Genomic DNA, 23,868 nt, shown 5'->3' with positions numbered 1-23,868 from the left:
CACGCGCGGGGCCCGTCCGGACACCTCAGAAGTCGCCGTCGGCCACCTGGAAGACGGTGAGACCGAGGGATCGCCACATCTGGACCACCTGGACACGGTCGTCGAAGACGCCGGCCACCCGGTAACGGTCCCGGATCTCCCGGTCGTAGATCTCCCGCTTGACGATCGAGTCCTTCCGGGCGTCTCCGACGGCCCGCAGGTGCAGGCCCAGGTAGGGCACTCGTACGTGCCGGGCCAGCCACGCCTCGGTGGCCGCCCGGGCGGAGGCGTCCCGCCCGGAGCAGAAGACCACCCCGTACCCGGCCGCGTGCATCGCCCGGACCGCCGCGATCACCGCCGCGTTCGGCTCGTCCTGGCCCACCCGGGTCATGTCGTACGGACTGCGGGAGACGGCCAGCGCGACGGTGCCGTCGATGTCCACCAGGACGATCTCCGGTGGCTCGGCCGACGGCGGGTGCACCACTGCGGGGCGTCCGGTGCGGGCCTGCGGCACCGGCAACGGCAACTCCCGACCCTCCAGGTACCGCTCGTGCAGCCGGCGGATCGCGTCCGCGCCGACCTGGTCGTCGGCCGGTCGGGCGGCGTCGCGGCGCAGGCACTCGTCCAGCGGCACGTCGGTGAAGTCGTGCACCTCGAAGTCCGCGCCGTGGCGGGCGGCCAACTCGGCCCAGTCACGCAGCGTCCGTGAGCGCAGGTTGGTGTCGTCCACGCAGACGTCCGCGCGGGCCCGCAGCAACGCCTCGACCTGGGCCCGTTGGACGGCGGTCACCTGCGCCTCGGCCCACTGGGTGAACAACCGTTCACCGTGCAGCATCCGGCGCAGATCGTCCCGGTTGACCCGGACCACGGACGGCTGGAGCGTGCGGGCGAACGTCGTCTTGCCCGAGGCGGGCAGTCCCCGGGTGGCGATCAGGCGGGTCATCGACGCACCTCCGGCTCGACGGGCGTACCCCGGCCGGGGTACCTGGCGGCGATCCGCCGGCTGCGCGAATGCCCCGCCAGGCGGCGGGAATGCGGACGGGTAGGCACGTGTTGACGATGCCGGACGAGGTGTGCGGCCCGACTACCGGGTCGGCTCAGGCCCATGGCACACTGGTCAATCGGCCACCGGTTCCGGTTCACGCCCGAGCCCGTCGCGTACGGCGCGACGAGCGATGACGGCGACCCGGCGACCACCAACGAGAGGACCGAGGCGAGATGAAGGCAAACATCCACCCGGAGTACGTGACCACCGAGGTCAGCTGCTCCTGTGGCAACACGTTCACGACCCGCAGCACCGCCAAGGGCGGGGCGATCCACGCCGAGACCTGCAGCGCCTGCCACCCGTTCTACACCGGTAAGCAGCGCGTTCTCGACACCGCCGGCCGGGTCGCGAAGTTCCAGCAGAAGTACGCCAAGGTTCAGGCCAAGAAGGCCAAGTAACTCCTCGTTCGGCGCCCGCGTCCGGTTTTTCACCGGACGCGGGCGCCGTCCGCATTTTCCTCCGTTTCCGCCTGGCCGCTGGCCCCCCGGCCCCGGCCCGGTCGTCGCGCACCGTCGAAGGAGCATCCGCAGCATGAGCAGCGAGCGTCTGGCCGGCCTTCTCGACGAGTACGCGGAGCTGGAGAAGCGGTTGGCCGATCCGGCCATCCACGCCGACCAGGCCACCGCGCGCAGGGTCGGCCGCCGGTACGCCGAGCTGGTGCCGCTGCACAAGGCCGCCGACGAGTTGGAGCAGGCCCGCGCCGATCTGGCCGCGGCTCGTGAGCTGGCCGCCGAGGACCCGTCCTTCGCGGCTGAGGCGGACGCCATCGCCGGGTCCCTGCCGGTGCTGGAGGAGCGGCTCGCCGAGCTGCTCATTCCGCGCGACCCGCACGACGCCAAGGACGTGATCGTCGAAATCAAGGCCGGTGAGGGTGGCGAGGAGTCGGCGCTGTTCGCCGGTGACCTGCTGCGGATGTACACCCGGTACGCCGAGCGGCACGGCTGGGTCACCGAGGTGATCGACGCGCAGGATTCCGACCTCGGCGGGGTCAAGGACGTCTCCCTCGCGATCAAGACCAAGGGTGTGCCGGACGGCGGCAACGGCGTCTGGTCGCGGCTCAAGTGGGAGGGCGGCGTGCACCGGGTGCAGCGTGTCCCGGTGACCGAGTCGCAGGGCCGGATCCACACCAGCGCCGCCGGGGTGCTGGTGCTGCCGGAGGCCGAGGACGTCGACGTCACCATCGACCAGAACGAGCTGCGCATCGACGTGTTCCGTTCGTCCGGCCCGGGTGGCCAGTCGGTGAACACCACCGACTCGGCGGTGCGGATCACCCACCTGCCGACCGGCATCGTCGTCTCCTGCCAGAACGAGAAGTCCCAGTTGCAGAACCGGGAGCAGGCGATGCGGATCCTGCGGGCCCGGCTGCTCGCCGCCGCGCAGGAGCAGGCCGACGCCGCCGCCTCGGACGCGCGCAAGGCCCAGGTGCGCACCGTGGACCGCTCGGAGCGGATCCGCACCTACAACTTCCCGCAGAACCGGATCACCGATCACCGGATCGGCTACACCGCGTACAACCTGGATCTGGCGCTCGGCGGCGAGCTGGACGGGGTGCTGGACGCCCTCACCGAGGCCGACCGGGCCGCCCGGCTCGCCGGCGACACCGAGCTGACCCGCCGCTGACCGCGGCACCGAGCCGCGGCGCGCCTCGACGCCAGCCGGGGCTCAGCTCGCGCGGGGGCGGGTCTTGGCGCGGAGCATCTCGCGGTCGGCCTGCTCGAACGCGACGCTGAGCGCGTCGCGCAGCCCGCTGCCACCGGAGACCTCGGCGAAGCCGATGCTGACCCCGACCGGGGTGCCCGGGACCAACGACTCCCAGTCCTCCAGGCGGACCGCGGCCTCGATCCGGCGGGCCACCTCGGCGGCCTCGGTCATGCCGGTGTCCGGCAGCACCACCACGAATTCGTCACCGCCGTAGCGGGCCACGAAGTCGCCCCGGCGCATCACCCGGTTGATCACACCGGCGATGCGTTGCAGCACCAGGTCGCCCGAGTGGTGCCCGTGCCGGGTGTTGACCGCCTTGAAGCCGTCCAGGTCGCAGACGCCGATCACCACCCGATCGCCGCGGGTGACCACGGCCGTGATGTAGCGCTCCAACCGGCGGCGGTTGGGCAGCCCGGTGAGCGGGTCGGTCAACGCCTCGCCCTCGAAGCGTGCCGCCTCGCGGCGCATCTCCTCATGGTCGATGCGGGCGGCGATGCCGTCGATGTAGACGTCGCGCAGCCTGTCGTTGCGTTGCGCGGCGAGCCGGAACGCCAGCCGGTCGGCCCGGTGCGCCGCCAGGTGGTCCCCGGCGCGGGTCAACGCGATGCTGCGCAGCCGGGCCGGCTCGGCCGCCCCGAGCGTCTCGTTGGAGACCTGCACGGTGTCCAGTCGGGCAACCGCCTCGATCGGTCGACCGTCGGCGACGGCGAGGCACACCTGCCCGAGCTGACGCAGGTCGCGGGCGCGGGCGCTGTCCCCGCCGTGGGTGATCAACCGGGCCGGCTCGGGGCCTTCGGTCGCCACCTGGTCGCCGAGCGCGGCCTGTCGGGCCGCCGCGTAGCCGTACGCGGCGAGGCTGCTCGGGCGTAGCTGGCCGGCCCGCCCGGCGCGGACGAAGCGGGTCAGGTCGGCGGCCACGTCCCGGAGCACCCGCAGGCAACCGTCGCTGTCGCCGTTGTGGTCCAGGGCCACGGCGTTGCGCAGCCGGATGCCCGGCGCGGCGAACGTCTCCTCCGGGATCCCGGCGGTCAGCCCGAGCTGCCGGGCCCGCTCGATGGCCCCCAGGGCGTACCCGTGGAAGCTGAGGTAGCTGTAGGCCATGGCCAGGTCGTGCCAGCCCCAGGCGGTGTCCCGGTCGGGGTCGGCGACGGCGCCCAGCGCCCGGGCCGCCCGGACGAGGTGCATGACACAGCGGTCCAGTGCGCCCTGGTGGTGCGCGGCGAGCGCGGCCAGCGCGTTGAGGTGACCGTGCAGATAGGGCTCGGCGAGGTCGCGGACCGCCGCCGACGCCTCTTCGATGGCCCGGGTGAACTCCGCGGTCCGACCGAGATTGATCAGCGCGGAGAGGCGCTGCACCATCGCGTCCGCTCGCGCCGCCGGGTCGTTGGTGGTGCGGATCACACGCTCCAGCAGGACGTACGCCTCCGCGGAGCGGCTGGCCTCCTGCAACGCCCGGGCGTGCGTCAGGGCGTCAACCTGGTCATCGACCCGGTCGAGCCAGCCCACCCGCCAACCTCCTGTCGTGCGCGCCTGGGCGCACCTGTTCGTCACGCCGCCCGCGACGCTTCATGATTATGTCGTGAGTACTTTGCCGCAACACCCCCCCGAAGGGACAGGCCCCATCCGGCCGTCCGCCGCGGTGGCCCGAGCGGCCCGCGCGCTCGCCGCCGCCGGGGTCGGCTCCGCCCGGGTGGAGGCCGAGTTGCTGGCGGCGTACGTGCTGGGGGTGCCCCGGGGTCGGTTGGCTCTCGCCGACGACCTCAGCGACGACCAGCTGGTGCGGCTCGACGAGTTGACGCGCCGCCGCGTCGCGCGCGAGCCGTTGCAGCACCTGACCGGTCGGGCCGGGTTCCGGCACCTGGAGTTGTCGGTCGGCCCGGGTGTCTTCGTGCCCCGGCCGGAGACCGAGCTGTTGGCCGGCTGGGGTGTCGAGCAGGCCCAGGGCCGGCCTGACCCGGTGGTGGTGGACCTGTGCAGCGGCTCGGGCGCGATCGCCCTGGCCGTGGCTCAGGAGCTGCCGGGAGCGCGGGTGATCGCGGTGGAGCGGTCTCCGGCGGCGCTGGCCTGGTTGCGGCGCAACGCGGCGGAGCGCGCCGCGGCGGGAGACCGACCGATCGAGGTCGTCGAGGCCGATGTGACAGCGCCGGACCTGCTGGCCGAGCTGGTGGGCCGGGTGGACGTGCTGCTCTGCAACCCGCCGTACGTGCCGGACGACGTGGTGGTCCCGCCGGAGGTCGCCGGGCACGACCCGGCGGAGGCGGTCTTCGGCGGCGCGGACGGTCTGGTGGTGATCCGGCCGGTCGTCGCCAGGGCGGCGGTGCTGTTGCGCCCGGGGGGCGTGTTCGGCGTCGAGCACGACGACACTCACGGCGCGGCGGTGCCGGAGCTGCTCGCCCGGGACGGCGGCTTCACCGCTGTCGCGGAGCATCTGGACCTCACCGGGCGTCCCCGCTACGCGACCGCGTCCCGACGGGCGGACGGCCAGCACGCCCCGATCGGGGCGGCGTGGCAGACTGACTCCTCGTGATGCTCTACGACTGCCGGTCGCCCGCCGATCGGGACCGCGGCATCGCTGCGGCGATCGAGGCGGTCAAGAACGGCGAGCTGGTCGTTCTTCCGACGGACACCGTGTATGGGATCGGCGCGGACGCGTTCACCCCGTACGCGGTGAAGGCGCTGCTCGATGCCAAGGGCCGGGGCCGGCAGATGCCGCCGCCGGTGCTGATCGGCTCGCGGCACACCCTGGACGGGTTGGTCTTCTCGCTGCCCACTGCCGCACGGGACCTCGTGGAGGCGTTCTGGCCGGGTGCCCTGACCATCGTGGTCGAGCACTCGCCGAGCCTTCAGTGGGACCTGGGCGACAAGACCGGCACGGTGGCGGTGCGGATGCCGCTGCACCCGGTGGCGTTGGAGGTGCTGCGCGAGACCGGCCCGATGGCGGTCTCGTCGGCCAACAAGACCGGCCAGCCGGCCGCGGTCACCGCCGACGAGGCGCGTGACCAGCTCAGCTACTCGGTGCGGGCCTACCTGGAGGCCGGCCCCTGCCCGGACCCGGTGCCCAGCACGATCGTGGATCTGACCGGTGAGGTGCCGCAGTTGCTGCGGGCCGGGGCGATCCCGCTGGAGAAGCTGCGTGACGTGGTTCCGGATCTCGTCGACGGTCGGGCGGTCTGAGTGCCCCCGTTCACTGTTCTGCACGTCTGCATGGGCAACATCTGCCGCTCGCCGATGGCGGAGCGGCTGCTCGCCCTGGCGGTGCGGGAGCGGCTGACCCGGCGTTCGCAGGACCCGGCCCAGGCCGAGGAGTTGGTGCACAGCCACAGCGCCGGCACGGGTGGCTGGCACGCGGGCGAGGAGATGAACCCGCCGGCGGCACGGCAGGTCACCGGCCGTGGTGGGGACGTGGCCGGGTTCGCCGCGCGCAAGCTGCGCTCGGACCACATCGACGCCGCCGACCTGGTCCTGACCGCCACCGCCGACCAGCAGGAGTACGTGGTCGCGCTTCGTCCGGACGCGGCGGCCCGCACGTTCGTGCTGGGCGAGTTCGGCCGGCTGCTGGCCGCGGTGGACGCCGCCGCGCTGCCGCCGGGTGACGCCACCCCGGACGCCGTGTACGCCCGGGGGGTGGCCCTGGTGGCGGCGGCGCATGACGCGCGGCTGGGCGCTTCGGCGCTGGCCACCGATGATCTGGACGACCCGTGGGGTCGTGGCGACCAGTGCTTCAGCCGGGTCGCCGACGAGATCGAGGAGACGGTCCACCCGCTGGCCGGCGCGCTGCTGCCCTGAGCGTGGTGCGAGTTTCCTCCGGGTTTGGTGAAAACCCAGGGCTAAAGGGGCGTTCCGGGTCATTCTGAACGGGTCCTAGCGTGACCGGCTCCTGCGGGGAGAGCTGATGATCCGGGCCCAACTCGACAAACTGCTGACCGTGGTGATCGCCGGAGTGCTGGCCGGTTTGGTGCTGGCCGCCGCCGCCCTACCCGCGGCCCTGGTCTTCGGGATCGGCTTCAGTGCCCTGTCGACGCCGTACTCGGAGCTGCCGAACACACTCCGGACGCCGCCCACCGCGCAGCGCTCCAACCTCTACGCCAACGACGGCACCACCCTGATCACCTCCTTCTACCAGGAGGACCGGGTGGACGTGCCGCTGCACGAGGTGGCTCCCGTGATGCGTCAGGCGATCGTGGCCGCCGAGGACGTCCGGTTCTACCAGCACAGCGGGGTCGACCTGCGGGGCGTGGTGCGCGCGTTCACCGTCAACAAGCGCGACGGCCAGACCCGACAGGGCGCCTCCACGCTGACCATGCAGTACGTCCGCAACGTGCTCAGCAACGATCCCCGACTGACCGAGGCGCAGCGGAACGCCGCCACCGAGCTCACCACCGTCCGCAAGCTCCAGGAGATGCGGTACGCGCTCGCGTTGGAGCGGGAGCTCGACAAGGACGAGATCATGACCCGCTACCTCAACATCGCCTACTTCGGTGCCGGGGCGTACGGCATCGCGGCGGCCAGCAAGCGGTACTTCTCCCGCTCCCCGGCCGAGCTGACCCTGGCCCAGGCGGCACTGCTCGCCGGTCTGGTGCGTTCGCCGGACAGCGACGATCCGATCAACGGCGACGCCGACAGCGCGGTGGCCCGGCGGTCGTACGTGTTGGAGCGGCTGGTGGAGTCGGGGCAGGTGCCGGCGGACGCGGCGGCGGCGGCGCGCGCCGAACCGCTGCAACTGCGGCCCAGCGAGACCCCGAACGACTGCACTGGCGTACTCGACACGCACAACGACTGGGGCTTCTTCTGCGACTGGTTCACCCGCTGGTGGAGTAGCCAGTCCGCGTTCGGGGCGACCGCCGACGAGCGGCAGCGCGCGCTGCGCCGGGGCGGGTTCTCCATCGTGTCGTCGCTGGACCCGGGAGTGCAGCGGGCCACCACCGAGCAGGTGCTGAAGATCTATCCGAAGACCAGGGCCGAGGCGGTGCCCACCGCCGTGGTGCAACCGGGCACCGGGCGGGTGCTGGCGATGTCGGTGAACCGCGCCTACAGCGTGGCGGACAACCCGGTCGGGCAGAAGAACCGCCCGAACACCGTCAACCAGTTGATCGCCGGCGGCGGCGCGATCGAGGGGTACCAGGGCGGCTCGACGTTCAAGCTCTTCACCCTGCTGGCCGCGCTGGAGGCCGGCCTGCCGCTGTCGACCGACTTCGTGGCGCCGACCCAGTTGCTCACCCGCTTCCCGGTGACCGGGGGAGCGAGCTGCGACGGACGGTGGTGCCCGGCGAACGCCAGCCCGTCGTCGATGGACGGCCCCCGCACCATGTGGAGCGCGTTCGGCCGCTCGGTGAACACGTACTTCGCCTGGCTCACCGAGAAGGTCGGCGCCGACCGGGTGGTGGAGATGGCCGAGCGGCTCGGCATCGTGCTGCGGGCCGAGTCCGACGCCAAGCTGGCCCGCTACGGCGCGAAGGACTGGGGTCCGTTCACCCTGGGCGTGGCAGCGACCACCCCGTTGGACCTGGCCAGCGCGTACGCCACGGTTGCGGCCGAGGGGACCTGGTGTGCGCCGCTGCCGGTGGTCTCGATCACCGACTCGGGCGGTCGGCCGGTCGACGCCGCCAAGCCGGACTGCCGACAGGTGCTCGACCCCGACGTGGCGAGGGCGGCCACCGACGCGGCCCGCTGCCCGGTCGGCGACCAGTCGATGTACGGGCGCTGCGACGGCGCCACCGCACCCGGGTTGCGGGCGAAGCTCGGCCGTCCAGTGGCGGGCAAGACCGGCAGTTCGGAACGGTACGAGACGGAGACGGTGGTGGCGTTCACGCCGCAGCTCGCGGTCGCCTCGATGGCCGCGAACCCGGACGATCCCCGGGACGCGGTCGGTCAGGCGGTGCAGGCCCAGCTGGTGAACGCGGTCGGCGAGGTGCTCGCCTTCGCCCTGCGCGACCAACCGGTCCGCGACTTCGTCCCGCCGAGCGAACGAACCGCCTTCCAAACCCAACCCCAAGCCGGCAACTAACCCCCAAACCCCGCCCCACCCCGCCCGCCGATCTTGCACTTTCTGCCGTGACAAAACGTGCCCAAGGCTCGCAAATCGGCAACACAAAGTGCAAGATCGCCGGAGCGGGGAGCGGGGAGCGGGGAGCGGGGAGCGGGGAGCGGGGAGCGGGGAGCGGGGTCAGCGGGGTTGTTCGGCGTTGCGGGCTATGTTGCGGGCCATTCCGCCGAAGACCACCGCGTGGAACGGGGCCACCGACTTCCAGTAGGCGTGCCCCGGCAGGCCGCGTGGCAGGAAGACGGCGCGTTGCTGGTAGCGGCTGCGGCCGTCGTCGGCCGGAAGCACCCGCATCTCCAGCCAGGCCCGGCCGGGTAGCCGCATCTCGGCGCGCAGTCGCAGCAACTCGCCCGGGACGATCTCCTCGACCCGCCAGAAGTCCAGCGCCTCACCGACCTGGAGGCGGTGCGGGTCGCGTCGACCCCGGCGCAGCCCGACCCCGCCGGCCAGCCGGTCCAGCCAGCCGCGGATCGACCAGGCGAGGGGGAACGAGTACCAGCCGTGTTCGCCGCCGACGCCCTCGACGACCCGCCAGAGCGCCGCGGGTGGAGCGTCCACCGTCCGCTCCCGGACGTCGGTGTAGGCGGTGCCACCGGACCACACCGGGTCGGTGGGCAGTGGCTCGGCGGGTGCGTCCGGGCCGCTCGCGTTCGACCAGCGGGTCTCCACCTGGGCGTCGCGCACCTTGGTCAGCGCCAGCGCCACCGCGTCGTCGAAGCCGGTCAGCCCGCCCGGCGGGTCCGGGACGTAGCGGGCGATGTCGTGTTCGTCCGCGACCGCCTCCTGGATCAGGCTCTCCACCAGCGGGCGGGCGATCTTGTTCGGCACCGGGGTGATCAGACCGACCCAGTGCGAGGAGAGCGACGGGGTGAGCACCCGGACCGGCACGATGATCCGCCGGCGCAGCCCGGCCACCCGGGCGTAGCGCTGCATCATCTCGCGGAAGGTGAGCACGTCCGGCCCGCCGATGTCGAAGCCCCGGTTGACCTCCTCCGGCAGGGCGGTGCAGCCGACCAGGTAGCTCAGCACGTCGCGGACGGCGATCGGCTGGATCCGGTTGCGCACCCAGCGTGGCGTGATCATGGCCGGTAGCCGCTCGGTCAGGTACCGCAGCATCTCGAACGACGCCGAGCCGGACCCGATGATCACCGCGGCGCGGAGCACCGCCGTGGGCACCCCGCTGCCCAGCAGGATCCGGCCCACCTCGGCCCGGGAGCGCAGGTGCGGCGAGGGGACCGCGTCGGTCGCCGGCAACGGACCGCCCAGGTAGACGATCCGACGTACGCCGGCCGCGCGCGCCGCCGCCGCGAAGTTGGTCGCCGCCGTCCGGTCGACCGCCTCGAAGTCGGACCGGCCCAACGAGTGCACCAGGAAGTACGCGACGTCCACGTCGGCGAACGCGGCGGCCAGCGTCTCCGGTCGACTCAGGTCTCCTTCGACGATTTCGGCCGCCGAGGCCCAGGGCACGTCGCGCAGCCGCACCGCCTTGCGGGCGAGGCAGCGCACGGTGTGCCCGTCGGCGAGCAGCAGCGGCGTCAGCCGCCCGCCGATGTAGCCGGTCGCTCCGGTGACGAGGCATCTCACAGGTCCCAGTCTGCGGCCCCCTAGACTCGTTCGCTGTGGAGACCGAGACGAGCACCTTCTGGGGGCCGGATTTCGCGCAGCTCAGGGCCACCGACCCGGAGATCGCCGGGGTGGTCCTCGGCGAGTTGGACCGGTTGCGCGGCGGCCTGCAGCTCATCGCCAGCGAGAACCTGACCTCGCCGGCGGTGCTGGCCGCGCTCGGTTCGACGCTGACCAACAAGTACGCCGAGGGTTACCCGGGTCGGCGCTACTACGGCGGCTGCGCCGAGGTGGACCGGGCCGAGGAGATCGGCATCGCCCGGGCCAAGGAGCTCTTCGGGGCCGAGCACGCCAACCTCCAGCCGCACTCCGGGGCGAGCGCCAACCTGGCCGCGTACGCCGCCTTGGTGCAGCCGGGGGACACGGTGCTGGCGATGGACCTGCCGCACGGCGGGCACCTCACCCATGGCAGCCGGGTGAACTTCTCCGGCAAGTGGTTCCACCCGGTCGGCTACCCGGTCCGGCCGGACACCGAGCAGATCGACTACGACGAGGTACGGGACCTGGCGCGGGCGCACCGACCCAAGCTGATCATCTGTGGGGCCACCGCGTACCCGCGCCTGATCGACTTCGCGCGGTTCCGGGAGATCGCCGACGAGGTCGGCGCGTACCTGATGGTGGACGCGGCGCACTTCATCGGCCTGGTCGCCGGTCGGGCGATCCCGTCCCCGGTGCCGTACGCCGATGTCGTCTGCGCCACCACCCACAAGGTGCTGCGCGGGCCGCGCGGCGGCATGATCCTGTGCCGCGAGTCGCTGGCCCAGCGGATCGACAAGGCGGTCTTCCCGTTCACCCAGGGCGGCCCGCTGATGCACGCGGTCGCCGCCAAGGCGGTCGCGCTGCGCGAGGCCGCCCAGCCGGAGTTCCAGACGTACGCCCGGCAGGTGGTCAGCAACGCCCAGGCGCTCGCCGCCGGGCTGGCCGACGAGGGGATGCGCCCGGTGTCCGGTGGCACCGACACCCACCTCGCCCTGATCGACCTGCGGGAACTGGGGGTGACCGGCACCGAGGCCGAGCGCCGCTGCGACGCCGCGTCGATCACCCTGAACAAGAACGCCATCCCGTACGACCCGCAGCCCCCGATGGTGGCCTCCGGCATCCGGGTGGGCACACCGAGCGTCACCACGCAGGGGATGCGCGAGGGGGAGCTGCGCCAGGTGGCGACGCTGATCGCCCGTGCGGTACGCACCGATCCCGGTGCTCCGGGCGGGGCCGACGAGTTGACCCGGCTCGGTGCCGAGGTGTCCGAGCTGGTCGCGGCGTTCCCGGCGTACCCCCGTGGCTGAGCCCGGGGTGGTCGAGCCGGACACCGACCGGCGGTGGCGGCTGCGGCACCTGCCGGTGCTGTTGGGCGCGTCGGCGGCGCTCGCGGCGGTCGCCGCGGTGGTGGGCGGGGTGACCGGTGGCGTGACGGCCGCGCTCGGCGCGGCGGCCGGCGTGGGCGTCACGGTGCTCAGCTACACCCTCACCACCGTGGTGCTGGCCCGGGCCGACCAGGTCAACCCGCAGTTGCTGCTGCCGCTCGGGGTGGGCCTGTACGTGCTGAAGTTCAGCCTGCTGGGTGTGGTGCTGGTGGCGGTGGCGTCGACCGGTTGGCCCGGTTTGATCCCTCTCTGCCTTGGCATCGTCGCCGGGGTGGCAGTGTGGACAGCGGTGCACCTCTGGTGGCTGACCGCGGTACACGCTCGCCGGCCGCGCGGCTGACCCGGCGGTCGTCCCAACCAGCGGACGCGCCGCAATGTGTCGGCCTCCGGTCATTTTCCGACGGGCGGAAGGGGAGTAGCGTGCCCACAGACGACGGCGCCCACGAGAAGCCCACACAACGACGGTTGTGCGGGGGGTGAGGCACAGCCTCGTCTTCCCGGCTGATATCGTTCGCCCCGTCATGGCTGGTGACCAAACCCCCCGTCCCGCCGGTGAACCGGACGATTATCCGTCCGGCGCCGGTCAGGGTTGGACCGCGCTCAGCTACCTCATCGGAGGAATGCTCGTGTGGGGTTTCATCGGCTGGCTGGTCGACCAGTGGCTCGATACCGGTGGCGTCGCCACCGGGATCGGCGTCGTGCTCGGCGTGACCGGGGGGATCATCCTCGTCGTCCGTCGGCTCGGCACGCCTACTTAGGAAGGGACACGGTGTTCGGACAGGCGAACGTTCTGGCAGCGGGCCAGGCGGCATTCCCACCCAGTGTGGACGACTTCTACCTGCCCGCGATCGCGCCCTGGGGTGTGGAGAACGCTCCGTGGTTCACCAAGTTCACGCTGATGATCTGGATCGCGGTCGGCGTTCTGATCATCTTCTTCCTGGCGACCTATCGGAACCCGAAGTTGGTGCCGACCAAGAAGCAGTGGTTCGCCGAGTCGATCTACGGCTTCGTCCGGAACAACATCTCGGTCGACATGATCGGTCACCAGGGCGTGCGGTTCGCTCCCTACTTCACGACGCTGTTCTGCTTCGTGTTGCTGACGAACGCGTTCGCGATCATTCCGCTCTTCCAGATCTCGCCGAACTCGCACATCGCCTTCCCGGCGATCCTCGCGGTGATCAGCTACGTGCTGTTCAACTACATCGGCATCCGGCACCACGGCTTCGGCAAATACTTCAAGCACGCCCTGATCCCACCGGCACCGTGGTACATCCTGCCGCTGCTGATCCCGATCGAGGCGTTCTCGACCTTCATCATCCGGCCGTTCTCGCTGGCCGTTCGTCTCTTCGCCAACATGTTCGCCGGCCACATGCTCCTGCTGGTCTTCACGCTCGGCGGCTTCGCGATGCTCAACGCCAACGCCTGGCTGGCGCCGATCTCGGTGGTCTCCTGGGTGATGACCGTGGCGCTGACCCTCCTCGAGGCGCTGGTCATCGTCCTGCAGGCCTACGTCTTCACCGTGCTGAGCGCCAGCTACATCCAGGGTGCGCTCGCCGAAGAGCACTGATCCACGCACCAACCGTTGTCGTCCCGCGTGAGAGTCACGCGTGATAACCAGGAGGAACCACACCAATGGACGCTAGCGTTCTCGCCGAGGTCACCGGTAGCACCGCTGCCATCGGCTACGGTCTCGCCGCCATCGGCCCGGGCATCGGCGTTGGCCTGGTCTTCGCCGCCTACATCCAGTCGACCGCCCGGCAGCCCGAGTCGTCGCGCATGACCCTGCCGTACGTCTGGATCGGCTTCGCCGTCATCGAGGCGCTCGCGCTGTTCGGCATCGCCTTCGGCTTCATCTGGGCCGGCTGATCCCGCCCCTTCCGACCGGGAGGTCACCCATGTTGTTCCTCCTCGCCGCCGAGGGTGGTGAGTCAGAGCACAACCCGATCATTCCGATCTGGCAGGAGATCGTGGTCGGCACGGTCGCCTTCGCCGTGCTCTGCTTCGTGCTGATGAAGTTCGTGTTCCCGCGCATGGAGCAGACGTTCCAGGCTCGGGTCGACGCGATCGAGGGCGGCATCAAGCGCGCCGAGGCCGCCCAGGCCGAGGCGAACCAGCTGCTCGAGCAGTACCGTGCCCAGCTCGCTGAGGCCCGGACCGACGCCGCCAAGATCCGTGACGACGCGCGGGCCGACGCCGAGGGCATCCGGCAGGACATCCTCGCCAAGGCGCGGGAAGAGTCCGACCGGGTCATCCAGGCGGGCAAGGACGCGCTCGCCGCCGAGCGGGCCACCATCGTGCGCGAGCTGCGCGCGGAGGTCGGCACGATCGCGGTGGACCTGGCCAGCAAGATCGTTGGCGAGTCGCTGGCCGACGAGGCACGGCGCAAGGGCACCGTCGACCGGTTCCTGAGCGGTCTCGAGAGCACGGGGGCCCGCTGATGCAGGCCGCCAGCCGGGAGTCGTACAAGGCCGGGGCCGAGCGCCTCGACGCGTACGTCCGCGGCACCGACGCGGTCACGGCGGCACACACCGCCAACGACCTGCTCGCCGTTGCCGGGCTGCTGCGGCGCGAGCCGCGGCTGCGCCGGGCCCTCTCGGACCCGGCCCGGTCCGGCGCTGACCGCGCCGAACTGCTCGGCGGGATGCTGCGCGGCAAGATCGGTGACGGCGCGCTCGACCTGCTCGCCGCGCTGGTGTCCGGCCGTTGGTCGGCGCCGTCGGAGTTGCTCGACGGCGTCGAGCGGCTCGGCGTGGAGGCGGCACTGGCCAGCACCGAGGCCTCCGGCGATCTCGGCGAGGTCGAGGACGAGCTGTTCCGCTTCGGGCAGGTCGTTGCCGGCCAGCCCGAGCTCTCGGCGGTGCTGTCCAACCCCGCGGTCCCGGTGGACCGGCGGGGGGTCCTGGTCGGCGAGCTGCTCTCGGGCAAGGCCCACCTGGCCACCGTCCGCCTCGTCGAGGTGGCGCTTGCCGGCTTCGGGGGGCGTTCCTTCAGCGGATCGCTCACCCGGCTCGTGGAACTCGCCGCCGAACGGCGGGACCGTCAGGTGGCCTACGTCACCGTGGCGGCCCCGTTGAGTGACGAGGAGGAGCGCCGGCTGGGTGCGAGCCTCGCCGCGATATACGGTCGAGAGGTCTCCGTCAAGCAGACGGTGGACCCCCACGTCCTGGGTGGCGTGAGCGTGCGGGTCGGCTCCGACCTGTACGACGGCACCGTCCTGCGCCGCCTCAACGAGACCCGCAACGCGCTCGCGAAGCGCTGATCGGCTTCGCCGCCCCGCGGCTGAGCGGCTCCGCCGCCCAGCGTTGGGGTGGCTCCGCCGCTCAGCGCCCGGATTGACAGACGCCATTCGGACCGGTCGGTACTAGGTATCCCGGGCCCCTGAATTTTAAGGAAGCAGAGGATGGCCGAGCTGACCATCTCGACGGAGGAGATCCGCGGCGCCCTGGAGCGCTACGTCTCTTCCTACTCGTCCGACGTCTCCCGCGAGGAGGTCGGCACCGTCGCCGACACCGGTGACGGTATCGCCCACGTCGAGGGCCTGCCCTCGACCATGACCAACGAGCTCCTGGAGTTCGAGGACGGCACGCTCGGCGTGGCGTTGAACCTCGACGTGCGGGAGATCGGTGTCGTCGTTCTCGGTGACTCCGCCAAGCTGGAGGAAGGGCAGCGCGTCAAGCGCACCGAGCGGGTTCTCTCCGTTCCGGTCGGCGACGCCTTCCTCGGCCGCGTGGTCAACGCGCTCGGTGAGCCGATCGACGCGCTCGGCGACATCGCCAACGAGGGCTTCCGCGAGCTGGAGCTGCAGGCTCCGAACGTGATGTCCCGGCAGTCCGTCGACGAGCCGCTGCAGACCGGCATCAAGGCCATCGACGCGATGACCCCGATCGGTCGGGGTCAGCGGCAGCTGATCATCGGTGACCGGAAGACCGGCAAGACCACTGTCGCTCTGGACGCCATCCTCAACCAGCGGGACAACTGGCGCACCGGCGACCCGAAGAAGCAGGTTCGCTGCATCTACGTCGCCATCGGCCAGAAGGCCTCCACGATCGCCTCCATCAAGGGGCAGCTCGAGGAGGCGGGCGCGATGGAGTACACCACCATCGTCGCCTCGCCGGCCTCCGACCCGGCTGGCTTCAAGTACCTCGCCCCGTACACCGGCTCGTCCATCGGGCAGCACTGGATGTACGGCGGCAAGCACGTTCTGATCGTCTTCGACGACCTGAGCAAGCAGGCTGAGGCGTACCGCGCCGTGTCGCTGCTGCTGCGTCGCCCGCCGGGCCGTGAGGCGTACCCGGGTGACGTCTTCTACCTGCACTCCCGCCTGCTGGAGCGCTGCGCGAAGCTCTCCGACGAGCTGGGTGGCGGCTCGATGACCGGTCTGCCGATCATCGAGACGAAGGCCAACGACATCTCGGCCTTCATCCCGACCAACGTCATCTCGATCACCGACGGCCAGATCTTCCTGGAGACCGACCTGTTCAACCAGGGCGTTCGTCCGGCGATCAACGTCGGTACCTCGGTCTCCCGGGTCGGTGGCGCCGCGCAGGTGAAGCCGATGAAGAAGGTCGCCGGTTCGCTGCGGCTCAACCTCGCCCAGTACCGCGAGCTGGAGGCGTTCGCCGCCTTCGCCTCCGACCTGGACCGGGCCTCCCGGGCCCAGCTGGACCGCGGTTCGCGCCTGGTGGAGCTGCTCAAGCAGCCGAACTACTCGCCGTTCCCGGTGCAGGAGCAGGTCGTCTCGGTCTGGGCCGGCACCGAGGGCAAGCTGGACGACATTCCGGTGGGCGAGGTCCGGCGCTTCGAGTCGGAGTTCCTCCAGTACCTGCGGCACAAGCACCAGGGTGTGCTGGCCGGCATCGCCGACAACCAGTGGAACGATGACATCATCGGCTCGCTGGACAGCGCGATCGCCGAGTTCAAGCAGGTCTTCCTCGGCAAGGAGGACGAGCGCAAGGTCAACGACGCGCCGGCCGCGCCGCTTGAGGGCGACGAGAACCGCGAGACGGTGACCCGCTTCCGCGACGGCGCGACCGACCGCCCGGCCGAGAGCTGATCCCGTGGCGGCCCAGGTACGCGTTCTTCGTCAACGGATCCGCTCGGCGAAGTCGATGAAGAAGATCACCAAGGCGATGGAGCTCGTGGCGACGAGCCGGATCGCCAAGGCCCAGGCCCGGGTGCAGGCGTCCCTGCCGTACGCCCAGGCCATCACCGGCGTGCTCACGGCGCTGGCGTCCAACGCGCGGATCGACCACCCGCTGCTCACCCCGCGTGAGCGGGTGCGGCGGGCCGGCGTCCTGTTGGTCACCAGCGACCGTGGCCTGGCCGGCGGTTACAGCTCCAACGCGATCAGGATGGCGGAGTCGCTGATCGCGCGGCTCAAGGCGGACGGCAAGGAGCCGGTGCTCTACGTCATCGGGCGTAAGGGCGTCGGGTTCTACCGGTTCCGCGAGCGGCCGATCGAGGCGAACTGGACCGGCTTCAGCGAGCAGCCGTCGTTCGAGGACGCCCGTACCGTTGGTGAGACGCTGATCAAGGCGTTCACCGCCGGTGCGGACGACGTCGACGGCGGCGCCGGAGCGGACGGGGTGCTCGGGGTCGACGAGCTGCACATCGTCTACACCGAGTTCCACTCGCTCATGACGCAGAACCCGGTCACCAAGGTCATCGGTCCGATGCAGGTGGAGGACCGGCCGCGCTCCGAGGGGTTGCTGCCGGCGTACGAGTTCGAGCCGGAGGCGGAGGCGCTGCTCGACGCGCTCCTGCCGAGGTACATCAACACGCGGATCTACGCGGCGTTGATCGAGTCGGCGGCGAGTGAGTCGGCGTCGCGTCGGCGGGCGATGAAGAGCGCCACCGACAACGCCGAAGAGATGATCGAGAAGTACACGCGCGAGATGAACTCGGCTCGCCAGGCCGGGATCACCCAGGAGATCAGCGAGATCGTCGGCGGCGCCAACGCGCTGGCCGCGTCGGGAAGTGAAGTGTGATGACTGCACCAGTAGAGACCAAGACGGCCACGGGTCGCGTGGTCCGGGTCATCGGCCCGGTCGTCGACGCCGAATTCCCGCGCGACGCCATGCCGCCCCTGTTCAACGCCTTGAACGTGAAGGTGAACCTGTCCGGCGGTGAGAAGACGCTGACCCTGGAGGTTGCCCAGCACCTGGGTGACAACCTGGTCCGTGCCATCTCGATGCAGCCGACCGACGGCCTGGTCCGTGGCGCCGAGGTGCGCGACCGCGGCGAGCCGATCACGGTGCCGGTGGGCGACGCGGTCAAGGGCAAGGTGTTCAACGCGATCGGCGAGGTGCTCAACCTCAAAGAGGGCGAGACGTTCGAGGCCGACGACCGGTGGGGCATCCACCGCAAGGCCCCGGCCTTCGCGGACCTTGAGCCGAAGACCGAGATGCTGGAGACCGGCATCAAGGTCATCGACCTGCTCGCCCCGTACGTCAAGGGCGGCAAGATCGGCCTGTTCGGCGGCGCGGGCGTGGGCAAGACGGTGCTCATCCAGGAGATGATCACCCGGGTCGCCCGCAACTTCGGTGGTACCTCGGTCTTCGCCGGCGTGGGTGAGCGCACCCGTGAGGGCAACGACCTCATCGCCGAGATGACGGAGTCCGGCGTCATCGACAAGACCGCGCTGGTCTACGGCCAGATGGACGAGCCGCCGGGCACCCGGCTGCGGGTGGCGCTCTCCGCGCTGACCATGGCCGAGTACTTCCGGGACGTGAAGAAGCAGGAGGTGCTGCTCTTCATCGACAACATCTTCCGCTTCACGCAGGCCGGTTCGGAGGTGTCCACCCTGCTCGGCCGTATGCCGAGCGCCGTGGGTTACCAGCCGACCCTGGCCGACGAGATGGGCGAGCTCCAGGAGCGGATCACCTCCGTCCGGGGCCAGGCCATCACGTCCATGCAGGCGATCTACGTGCCGGCGGACGACTACACCGACCCCGCCCCGGCCACCACGTTCGCCCACCTGGACGCGACCACCAACCTGGAGCGGTCGATCTCCGACAAGGGCATCTACCCGGCCGTGGACCCGCTGGCGTCCTCGTCCCGGATCCTCGCCCCGGAGTTCGTCGGCAACGAGCACTTCCAGGTTGCCACCGAGGTGAAGCGGATCCTGCAGCGCTACCGCGACCTGCAGGACATCATCGCCATCCTCGGCATCGAGGAGCTCTCCGAGGAAGACAAGATCACCGTGCAGCGCGCGCGGCGGATCGAGCGCTTCCTCTCGCAGAACACCTACGCGGCGGAGCAGTTCACCGGCGTGCCGGGCTCGACGGTCCCGATCAAGGAGACCATCGAGGCGTTCCGCAAGATCAGCGAGGGTGAGTACGATCACTTCCCCGAGCAGGCGTTCTTCATGTGCGGCGGTCTCGAGGACCTGGAGCGCAAGGCTGAGGAGCTGATGAAGAGCTGACCCAGCTCTCGTCCGACCCGTAGCAAAAAGACTGCCCCGGCAATGCCGGGGCAGTCTTTTGTTCATGTTCGCGTCTTACCATCGTCGCGGTCCGTTACTCGTGGTCGTCATTCCGGAGGGTCCCGAGCTACGGTTCGTTCCGCGCTCACCTGAACGAGCGTTGATCTTTGCAACCTTTCGACGACGTGCGCCCGTCTTCCTCGTCGTGGGCGTAACGAACGGAGCTGCTCGTGGGTAAGGCCGGCAAGAGTGGCCGCAAGCCGTCCATCTGGCGAGGTGTGCCGCGGTGGGCCAGGCTCTGCACGGTGTTCGGCACCGTGTTGACCGTGCTCAGCGGCGCCGTGCTGGTCGGCACCGAGGTGCTCATGGCCCGCTACGAGGGTGCTGTCGGCAAGGCCGACCTCTTCGGGGATCAGGCGGCGGGCGCCCAGGCGAAGAAGAGCGAGATCAAGGGTCCGCTCAACATCCTTCTCGTCGGCATCGACCCGCGTACGCCGACGGCCGCGCCGCTGGCCGACTCGATCATGGTGCTGCACGTGCCGGCCTCGATGGACCGGGCCTACCTGTTCTCGCTGCCTCGCGACCTCTACGTGCCGATCCCGCCGTTCAAGAAGGCCGACTTCCCGGGCGAGACCACGAAGATCAACGCTGCGATGTCGTTCGGCAGCAAGGTGCCGGGGGCTAACCCCGACGCGGCACGGGGCTTCGAGTTGCTGGCCACCACAGTGCAGAACGTCACCGGCATCAAGCGCTTCGACGCTGGCGCGATCATCAACTTCACCGGATTCCAGAAGATCGTCGACGCCATGGGCGGTGTCGACATGTACATCGAGCGCGACGTGAAGTCCGAGCACAAGCAGCCGGACGGCAAGCCGCGGCCGGGAAACACCCGTGGTGAGGGCTACGTCGGCCCGCAGGCGATCTACAAGAAGGGCAACCGGCACCTGAGTGGGTGGCAGGCGCTGGACTACGTCCGGCAGCGCTACCCGAAGAACGGCGTCCCGGATTCCGACTACGGCCGGCAGCGCCACCAGCAGCAGTTCGTCAAGGCCATGGTCGGCCAGGCGTTCAGCGCCGACGTGGTGTCCAACCCGATCAAGCTGGACAAGGTGCTCCGCGCCGCCGGGCAGTCGTTGATCTTCAACGGTCGGGGCAACAGCGTTGTCGACTTCGGGCTCGCCCTGAAGGACATCCGCCCGAACACCATCGAGATGATCAAGCTGCCCGGTGGCGGGGTCTTCGATGGTAAGAAGTACCTGGGCGAGCAGTTCCAGGAAGGTGTTCCGGACTTCTTCACCGCTCTGCACAACGAGCAACTCGACCCGTTCCTGCTGGAGCACCCGGAATTCGTCAACAAGGCCAAGTAGTCAGGTCGGCGTTGTCCCCACCCGCGTTGGGCGCGCCGCGTCGTCAGGCTAGACTTTCGGCAATCCGTAGCCGCAGCAAGGAGACAGCGTGGCACAGCAGCTTCACGTCGAGCTCGTCGCCGTCGAGGAGAAGGTCTGGTCCGGTGACGCCGAGATGGTCGTCGCCCGGACGACCGAAGGCGAGCTCGGTGTCCTGCCGGGGCACGCGCCGCTGCTCGGCCAACTCGCCGAGCCCGGCCAGGTACGCATCAAGCTCGCCGGCGGCGAGCAGGTCGCCTACGAGGTGGCCGGCGGCTTCCTCTCGGTGAGCGCCGACGGTGTCACCGTGCTGGCCGAGAGCGCAACCCCGGTCTCCGCACAGAGCCGCTGAGCCACACCGGGGATGGAGATCGTCGAAGGATTCGGAATCGGCGTTGTCGTCATCCTCGGCGCGCTTCTGATCCTCTTCGTCCGGCGAGCTCTCGTCACCCGCAGCGGTGGCATCATCCGGCTCAGCGTCCGGGTCTCCACCATGCTCGACGGCCGCGGCTGGTCGCCCGGCTTCGGCCGGTTCGCCGGTGACGAGCTGCGCTGGTACCGGATGTTCAGCTTCGCGATCCGACCCAAGCGGGTGCTCTCCCGCAAAGGGCTGGCCGTGGAGCGCCGCCGGTTGCCCGAAGGTCAGGAACGGTTCTCCATGCCGGCCGACTGGGTGATCCTCCGCTGTACCAGTAACCACGCACCGGTGGAGATCGCCATGGCGCGATCGACCGTGACCGGTTTTCTCTCCTGGCTCGAGGCCGCCCCTCCGGGGGCGGTCTCGCCACGTATGGCCTCCCAGGATTGGCCGGCTGCCTGAGGCTCGCTTTTAGTTGCTCTTCTGGGTTTCCGGGGGAGCCCGCCCGGCTCCGGGCGGTCAGGCTTGATCCCTGCGCCGGGCGGGCTCCCCCGGAAACCCTTCGTCGGGCGCTGTCCGTCGTTCCGGCGCGGATTTCTCATGTGCCGTTACCCGTGCAGCCTGGGTCCCGCCTTCTCACTGGTCGGGCTGCTGCCCGCTCACGTCGTGGCGGCCGAGCAGTCCAGTTGATCGACACGGGTTTCTTGATGTTGGGCCATCCCGATCACCAGGACACCCCAACATCAAGGAACCCGAGTCGGTCTAGGTGCTGGTCGGCATGGCTCGCGAGGAGTCAGCCCTGGCTACGCGTGGTGGCGGGCAGAGTGGGAACCCAGACCTCGACGTGGTGCGGAGCGCCGACGTTCAGCGCTTGCCGCCCGGCACCCATAGCACGTCTCCTGCCGGATTTGCCGTTCTTGACAGGATAAAGAGCAGATCGGAGAGCCGGTTGAGATACTTTGCCGGGAGCGTGCTGGTTCGTTCCGGATCGTGGCTGACCAGCGCCCACGCTGCCCGTTCGGCACGCCGGGCGACGGTCCGTGCCACGTGCAGCAGCGCCGCACCTGCGGTGCCGCCGGGGAGGATGAAGGAGTCGAGCTTGCTCAGGCGTGCGTTGTACTCGTCGCACCAGCCCTCCAAGCGCTCGACGTACTCCTCGGTCACCCGCAGCGGCGGGTACTTCGGTTCCGGCTCGACCGGGGTGGACAGGTCGGCGCCGACGTCGAACAGGTCGTTCTGCACCGACCCCAGCACGCCGCGAAGCTCCTCGTCGAGGTTTCCCAGCGCGAGGGCGACGCCGATCGCCGCGTTGCACTCGTCGACGTCCGCGTACGCGGCGATCCGTGGATCGGTCTTCGGCACCTGCTCGTTGTTGCTCAGCCTGGTCATGCCGGCGTCGCCGGCCTTGGTGTAGATGCGCGTGAGGTGGACGGCCATGACGCACAGCCTACGGATTCCCGACCTGACGATCCCGGCGCGGCCGGACAGCACCGCCGGCTGGCCGGTGGCGGTGGGCCCCGGCGACGCCGGCGATTCGGCGGTCAACGATGTCGACGTCATCCGGGTACGCGGTGACGCCCGGTTGTCCGGCACCGTGCACGTGGTCGGTGCCAAGAACTCCGCGTTGAAGCTGATGGCTGCCGCGCTGCTCGCGCCGGGCCGCAGTGTGATCACCAACGTCCCCCGGATCACCGACATCGCGATCATGGGAGAGGTGCTGCGTCGGCTGGGCTGCGACGTCCAGTTCGACGCGGACGACCCCGTCGACCCGATGGTCGCCCGTGGCGGTGTGGCCCGGTCCCGGTCGGTGACGATCGACGTACCCGAGCAGCCGGGCGCGGAGGCCGACTACGACCTGGTCCGGCGGTTGCGCGCGTCGATCTGCGTGCTCGGCCCGTTGCTGGCTCGTCGGGGGTACGTGCGGGTGGCCCATCCCGGCGGCGACGCGATCGGGTCGCGGGGGTTGGACATGCACATCTCCGGGCTGACCCGGATGGGCGCGGAGATCTCCGGCGAGCACGGGTTCGTCATCGCCTCCGCCCCGCACGGGCTGCGTGGCGCGGACATCGTGCTGGATTTCCCCAGCGTCGGCGCGACTGAGAACCTGGTGATGGCGGCGGTGCTGGCCCAGGGCACCACGATGATCGACAACGCGGCCCGGGAGCCGGAGATCGTCGACATCTGCACGATGCTCAACCAGATGGGCGCGCGCATCGTCGGTGCGGGCACGACGACGTTGCGCATCACCGGTGTGCCCGGTCTGCGTCCGGTGCGCCACGCCACGGTGGGGGACCGGATCGTCGCCGGCACGTGGGCGTTCGGCGCGGCGATGACCCGGGGCGACGTGACGGTGACCGGGCTGGACCCGGCCTTCCTGGAGGTCGCCCTGGACAAGGTGGTGGCCGCCGGCGGGCTGGTGGAGACCAGGGGAGACGGCTTCCGCGTACGGATGGACGAGCGGCCCCGGGCGGTCGACGTGGTGACGCTGCCGTACCCCGGCTTCGCCACCGACCTGCTGCCGATGGCGATCGGGCTGGCGGCCGTCAGCGACGGCGCCTCCCTGATCACCGAGAACATCTTCGACGGCCGGTTCATGTTCGCCAACGAGATGATGCGGCTCGGCGCGGACATCAAGACCGACGGGCATCACGCGGTGGTCCGGGGCCGGGAGCGGCTCTCCGGCGCCCCGGTGCGGGCCACCGACATCCGGGCCGGCGCAGGGTTGATCATCGCCGGACTCTGCGCGGAGGGGGTCACCGAGGTCTCCCACGTGCACCACGTCGATCGGGGCTACCCGGACTTCGTGGCCGACCTGCGTGCGCTCGGGGTGGCGGTCGAGCGGGGCACCACGCCGGAGGAGCCGGCACTGGAGATCTGAGGCCCCCACGACCCGGCCCGACCGCCACTTAGCCATCGTTCAGGCTCGCCGACTAGGGTGCAGGCAGGCACT

At 70.5% G+C, this 23,868-nt stretch carries 24 protein-coding genes; 20 read left to right on the top strand and 4 right to left on the bottom strand.

From position 1 onward, the window contains the following. Positions 1-25 precede the first annotated feature (25 nt). Entirely contained in the window at positions 26-922 is an 897-nt protein-coding gene (locus GA0070561_RS24995) for a phosphatase domain-containing protein (protein ID WP_091405910.1), read from the bottom strand. A 275-nt stretch (positions 923-1,197) separates the two neighbouring features. Here GA0070561_RS24995 and rpmE point away from each other — a divergent pair, with 275 nt between their 5' ends. Together rpmE and prfA are read left to right on the top strand one after the other, a co-directional pair. Further along, positions 1,198-1,422, top strand: coding sequence for a 50S ribosomal protein L31 (gene rpmE / locus GA0070561_RS24990; RefSeq protein ID WP_030333150.1), 225 nt, complete (start codon positions 1,198-1,200; stop codon positions 1,420-1,422). A gap of 133 nt (positions 1,423-1,555) precedes the next feature. Beyond that, a complete protein-coding gene (gene prfA, locus GA0070561_RS24985) occupies positions 1,556-2,644 on the top strand; it encodes a peptide chain release factor 1 (protein ID WP_091405908.1) in 1,089 nt (362 codons plus the stop codon). 42 nt (positions 2,645-2,686) lie between these two features. Here the strand turns inward: prfA and GA0070561_RS24980 are convergent, their stop codons facing one another. Further along, positions 2,687-4,231 carry a GGDEF domain-containing protein gene (locus GA0070561_RS24980; RefSeq protein ID WP_091405906.1) on the bottom strand — a complete coding sequence of 515 codons (1,545 nt, stop codon included), beginning with the start codon at positions 4,229-4,231 and terminating at the stop codon, positions 2,687-2,689. A gap of 73 nt (positions 4,232-4,304) precedes the next feature. On the opposite strand from GA0070561_RS24980, the gene prmC reads away from it, so the two are divergent. From prmC to GA0070561_RS24960, 4 genes are all read left to right on the top strand, one after another. Continuing rightward, positions 4,305-5,252: a peptide chain release factor N(5)-glutamine methyltransferase gene (gene prmC, locus GA0070561_RS24975; protein WP_091405903.1), complete on the top strand. Its 948-nt coding sequence runs from the start codon at positions 4,305-4,307 to the stop codon at positions 5,250-5,252. Further along, entirely contained in the window at positions 5,252-5,899 is a 648-nt protein-coding gene (locus GA0070561_RS24970; RefSeq protein WP_091406475.1) for an L-threonylcarbamoyladenylate synthase, read from the top strand. Before prmC ends, GA0070561_RS24970 begins: the two co-directional genes overlap by 1 nt. Further along, on the top strand, positions 5,900-6,511 hold the full coding sequence (locus GA0070561_RS24965) for an arsenate reductase/protein-tyrosine-phosphatase family protein (RefSeq protein ID WP_091405900.1): 612 nt from the start codon (positions 5,900-5,902) through the stop codon (positions 6,509-6,511). Between the two features lie 106 nt (positions 6,512-6,617). Next, the gene (locus tag GA0070561_RS24960; RefSeq protein WP_091405899.1) at positions 6,618-8,729 is read left to right on the top strand and encodes a transglycosylase domain-containing protein; all 2,112 of its coding nucleotides are present in this window, start codon (positions 6,618-6,620) and stop codon (positions 8,727-8,729) included. A 159-nt stretch (positions 8,730-8,888) separates the two neighbouring features. Here the strand turns inward: GA0070561_RS24960 and GA0070561_RS24955 are convergent, their stop codons facing one another. Then, positions 8,889-10,349, bottom strand: a complete 1,461-nt coding sequence (locus GA0070561_RS24955) for an SDR family oxidoreductase (protein WP_091405897.1) — start codon at positions 10,347-10,349, stop codon at positions 8,889-8,891. Between the two features lie 35 nt (positions 10,350-10,384). Here GA0070561_RS24955 and GA0070561_RS24950 point away from each other — a divergent pair, with 35 nt between their 5' ends. The 13 genes from GA0070561_RS24950 (at position 10,385) to GA0070561_RS24890 (ending at position 21,380) form a co-directional block, all read left to right on the top strand. Then, positions 10,385-11,674, top strand: a complete 1,290-nt coding sequence (locus tag GA0070561_RS24950) for a serine hydroxymethyltransferase (protein ID WP_091405895.1) — start codon at positions 10,385-10,387, stop codon at positions 11,672-11,674. After that, positions 11,667-12,092: an ATP synthase subunit I gene (locus tag GA0070561_RS24945; protein WP_181541090.1), complete on the top strand. Its 426-nt coding sequence runs from the start codon at positions 11,667-11,669 to the stop codon at positions 12,090-12,092. Before GA0070561_RS24950 ends, GA0070561_RS24945 begins: the two co-directional genes overlap by 8 nt. A 181-nt stretch (positions 12,093-12,273) precedes the next feature. Continuing rightward, positions 12,274-12,510: an AtpZ/AtpI family protein gene (locus tag GA0070561_RS24940; RefSeq protein ID WP_091405894.1), complete on the top strand. Its 237-nt coding sequence runs from the start codon at positions 12,274-12,276 to the stop codon at positions 12,508-12,510. A gap of 11 nt (positions 12,511-12,521) precedes the next feature. After that, a complete protein-coding gene (atpB, locus tag GA0070561_RS24935; protein WP_091405892.1) occupies positions 12,522-13,319 on the top strand; it encodes a F0F1 ATP synthase subunit A in 798 nt (265 codons plus the stop codon). Positions 13,320-13,384: 65 nt separating this feature from the next. Beyond that, entirely contained in the window at positions 13,385-13,618 is a 234-nt protein-coding gene (locus GA0070561_RS24930; protein WP_091405890.1) for an ATP synthase F0 subunit C, read from the top strand. 32 nt (positions 13,619-13,650) lie between these two features. Then, on the top strand, positions 13,651-14,190 hold the full coding sequence (locus tag GA0070561_RS24925) for a F0F1 ATP synthase subunit B (RefSeq protein WP_091406472.1): 540 nt from the start codon (positions 13,651-13,653) through the stop codon (positions 14,188-14,190). After that, the gene (locus tag GA0070561_RS24920) at positions 14,190-15,011 is read left to right on the top strand and encodes a F0F1 ATP synthase subunit delta (RefSeq protein WP_091405889.1); all 822 of its coding nucleotides are present in this window, start codon (positions 14,190-14,192) and stop codon (positions 15,009-15,011) included. Before GA0070561_RS24925 ends, GA0070561_RS24920 begins: the two co-directional genes overlap by 1 nt. Before the next feature lie 141 nt (positions 15,012-15,152). Next, positions 15,153-16,805: a F0F1 ATP synthase subunit alpha gene (atpA, locus tag GA0070561_RS24915; protein WP_091405887.1), complete on the top strand. Its 1,653-nt coding sequence runs from the start codon at positions 15,153-15,155 to the stop codon at positions 16,803-16,805. Between the two features lie 4 nt (positions 16,806-16,809). Then, positions 16,810-17,739: a F0F1 ATP synthase subunit gamma gene (locus GA0070561_RS24910; RefSeq protein ID WP_091405883.1), complete on the top strand. Its 930-nt coding sequence runs from the start codon at positions 16,810-16,812 to the stop codon at positions 17,737-17,739. Then, positions 17,739-19,175 carry a F0F1 ATP synthase subunit beta gene (gene atpD, locus GA0070561_RS24905; RefSeq protein WP_091405880.1) on the top strand — a complete coding sequence of 479 codons (1,437 nt, stop codon included), beginning with the start codon at positions 17,739-17,741 and terminating at the stop codon, positions 19,173-19,175. Before GA0070561_RS24910 ends, atpD begins: the two co-directional genes overlap by 1 nt. A gap of 224 nt (positions 19,176-19,399) precedes the next feature. Further along, positions 19,400-20,542, top strand: coding sequence for an LCP family protein (locus GA0070561_RS24900; RefSeq protein ID WP_091405878.1), 1,143 nt, complete (start codon positions 19,400-19,402; stop codon positions 20,540-20,542). Between the two features lie 88 nt (positions 20,543-20,630). Continuing rightward, entirely contained in the window at positions 20,631-20,912 is a 282-nt protein-coding gene (locus GA0070561_RS24895; protein WP_030333186.1) for a F0F1 ATP synthase subunit epsilon, read from the top strand. Between the two features lie 12 nt (positions 20,913-20,924). Further along, complete coding sequence (locus GA0070561_RS24890; protein WP_091405874.1) at positions 20,925-21,380, top strand: DUF2550 domain-containing protein; 456 nt, start codon at positions 20,925-20,927, stop codon at positions 21,378-21,380. A 402-nt stretch (positions 21,381-21,782) separates the two neighbouring features. Here the strand turns inward: GA0070561_RS24890 and GA0070561_RS24885 are convergent, their stop codons facing one another. Then, positions 21,783-22,355, bottom strand: coding sequence for a cob(I)yrinic acid a,c-diamide adenosyltransferase (locus GA0070561_RS24885; RefSeq protein WP_091405871.1), 573 nt, complete (start codon positions 22,353-22,355; stop codon positions 21,783-21,785). Between GA0070561_RS24885 and murA the strand changes: the two genes are divergently transcribed. After that, positions 22,354-23,796, top strand: a complete 1,443-nt coding sequence (gene murA, locus GA0070561_RS24880; protein ID WP_091405869.1) for a UDP-N-acetylglucosamine 1-carboxyvinyltransferase — start codon at positions 22,354-22,356, stop codon at positions 23,794-23,796. The genes GA0070561_RS24885 and murA overlap by 2 nt on opposite strands. Positions 23,797-23,868: the final 72 nt, after the last annotated feature.

The organism is Micromonospora saelicesensis (assembly GCF_900091575.1).
Classification (GTDB): domain Bacteria; phylum Actinomycetota; class Actinomycetes; order Mycobacteriales; family Micromonosporaceae; genus Micromonospora; species Micromonospora saelicesensis.
The sequence above is the reverse complement of the archived record's forward strand: the minus strand, read 5'-3'. Positions and strand labels throughout refer to the sequence as shown.